Origin of the sequence: Variovorax sp. KK3, from assembly GCF_001984055.1 — a bacterium.
Lineage (GTDB): Bacteria > Pseudomonadota > Gammaproteobacteria > Burkholderiales > Burkholderiaceae_C > Variovorax.
Window position 1 is genome coordinate 1 of record NZ_LYVO01000167.1, and the last position, 2,196, is coordinate 2,196.

At 58.7% G+C, this 2,196-nt stretch carries 3 protein-coding genes; all 3 read left to right on the forward strand.

Translation table 11 applies throughout. From position 1 onward, the window contains the following. Positions 1 to 624 (forward strand): RHS repeat-associated core domain-containing protein (locus B0W80_RS33905; protein ID WP_179107105.1); only part of this gene is annotated, 624 nt, incomplete at its 5' end. Between the two features lie 156 nt (positions 625 to 780). Continuing rightward, the gene (locus B0W80_RS35285) at positions 781 to 1,422 is read left to right on the forward strand and encodes a hypothetical protein (RefSeq protein ID WP_143684914.1); all 642 of its coding nucleotides are present in this window, start codon (positions 781 to 783) and stop codon (positions 1,420 to 1,422) included. 123 nt (positions 1,423 to 1,545) lie between these two features. Beyond that, positions 1,546 to 1,905, forward strand: a complete 360-nt coding sequence (locus B0W80_RS34595; protein WP_083745818.1) for a DUF4279 domain-containing protein — start codon at positions 1,546 to 1,548, stop codon at positions 1,903 to 1,905. The last annotated feature ends 291 nt before the right edge of the window (positions 1,906 to 2,196 follow it).

A 2,196-nucleotide genomic window follows, 5' to 3' on the forward strand; every position in this document is an offset into this window, starting at 1 on the left:
GGCCAGCGGGTCTTCAAGACCGAGCCGCTGTACCCGCCGAGCGAAGGCGACGAGCAAGACCCGGGGTTCTTCCGGGGCCTGGTGGCCTTCTTCACGAGGATGTGGGCGCCGGCCGCCAGCACGGCGGAGCAGCAGGGCTTCGCCTACGTCTACGACGAAGACGGCAGCCTGATCGCCGAGACGGGAACCGGTGGTGCCAACAGTAGCGGCAGCACGCAGTACATCTACCTGCCCACGGCCAACGGGCCGATGCCGATCGCAGCGGTGATCGATGGTCAGACCTACGCCGTGCACAGCGACCATCTCAACACGCCGCGGCGGTTGACCAACAGCCAGGGCCAGGTCGCGTGGCAGTGGGCCTACTCGGCCTTCGGTGAGGAGAAGCCGACGATCGCGAAGTACCGGTTTGCGAACCTGGACGTCAATCCGAATCCGGGGACGACGAACATCGCGGCGGTCGAGTTCAATGTTGGGTACCCGGGACAGTACCGGGACAAGGAGTCGGGGCTGGCGCAGAACCGGTATCGGTTCTATGACAGCCGGACGGGGCGGTATACGCAGCCCGATCGGATCGGGCTTGGTGGAGGACTGAACAGGCAACCTACGCCAACTCCAACCCGATGAGCTATACAGATCCGGATGGGCAGTTGGCCTTGCTTCTGCCGGCTGCGCCGACAATTGCCGGTTGGGTGGTGAACGGGATTGGCGCCGCGACAGGCGCTTTGCTCGGTTGGAACGTGTTCGGTCCGATGCTTCAACGGGACAAGACACCCAACGCTGGTGAGCCAGGTTCATGGCATATCAATCCGGGTGATGGCGAGCCAGGAAGCGGTCAAGAGCGTCTTTTCGGTCCGAACGGAAAGCCGGAAGTCGATATTGATTGGCATCGCGACCATGGAGCCGGCAAACCACACGGCCACAATTGGGACAACGGGCGAAGAGGCCCGGGTGTCCCCCTGTCCCCGTGGCCACGCGGCCGCATCACTAACGGTTGTTGAAATCATGAACGCGAACAACGGAGCTCTGCTAAACACGTGGGCGCATCTGCACGATGCGGAACTCTTTGCGATTCGTAACGATCCGGGATCGTCTGAGGTCGAGTTTGTCTTCCGCAAAGTCGACGGATGCGATTCGACATTGCTTCTTACCGGCGTCCAAAGGTTTCGCTGCAGCGACTTCGGACTGCAAAACGTCGTTCTGCAACTTGTTGTCTTTGATCCGAAGCAACAGCCGACACTCGATGAAATCCGACAGCATGTGCAATGGATCTCAACCACGTCCGATGGCGAGCGCGTCTCCACCGAGCTCGAGATTGAGACCGCCGCTCAGGATGTTCTCGAGGGCAGGGTTGTACTAGTTCGGTTGATTCCATCATGGGGAGCGCAAGCTGGTGCGCTCGCAAAGAGCATCGGCTGGAAATGATCGTGTTTGATCCCGATGGTGAATCCGTAGGGAATCTATGGGAAGCAAAACCGAAACGAACACCTCTGATACAAAAGTCATCGTGAGCTTGTATTTGATTGGAAGTGAACTGGATCCGGAGATATCTCCAAGGAGCTGGGGATCGCGCCAACCGATGGCCGCCGAAAGGGCGAAACAAGGACAGCGCCGGTCACCGGACGCAAATACGTCAACAAGACAGGGCTCTGGTGCCTCGTAATCGACAGAGACCACGCCGACGTCGCCAATGTTGTGAACCGGCTTCTCGATAAGCTGAAGCCACGAGAAGGAACGCTTCGTGGCTTGCATGGCGTTGAAGATGCCTACTTCGATGTGTTCATCGCCGGACTTACTGATACCGAAGGTGAAGCTAACTGTCAGTTCGCACTAGATGGAGCACAACTTGCGACGTTGGCGCAGTTTGGACCGCCCATTCGCTTCACGGTCACGATGGGAACCGAATGATCACGGCTCGTGAAACCGCTAACGCAAGGCCTCAATCTCCTGAGTGCTTCATGCTGACGAGGTTGTAAATGTGCCCGATGCCTAGCCGAAATAAGAATGACGGATCGAACACTTGATGTAACTCTCTACTGCGCGGCCGGGAATAGACCCAGCCCCGCATCGACGAATCAAGTGTTGGCTTCATTACGACAAGGTGATACGACGTGGCAAGGCAATTCGCCGCAGCGGAATCCAGCCACCACGCCCAGCTCGCACACGAACGAACCGTTCAACGCCCCCGCCCACTAAGCC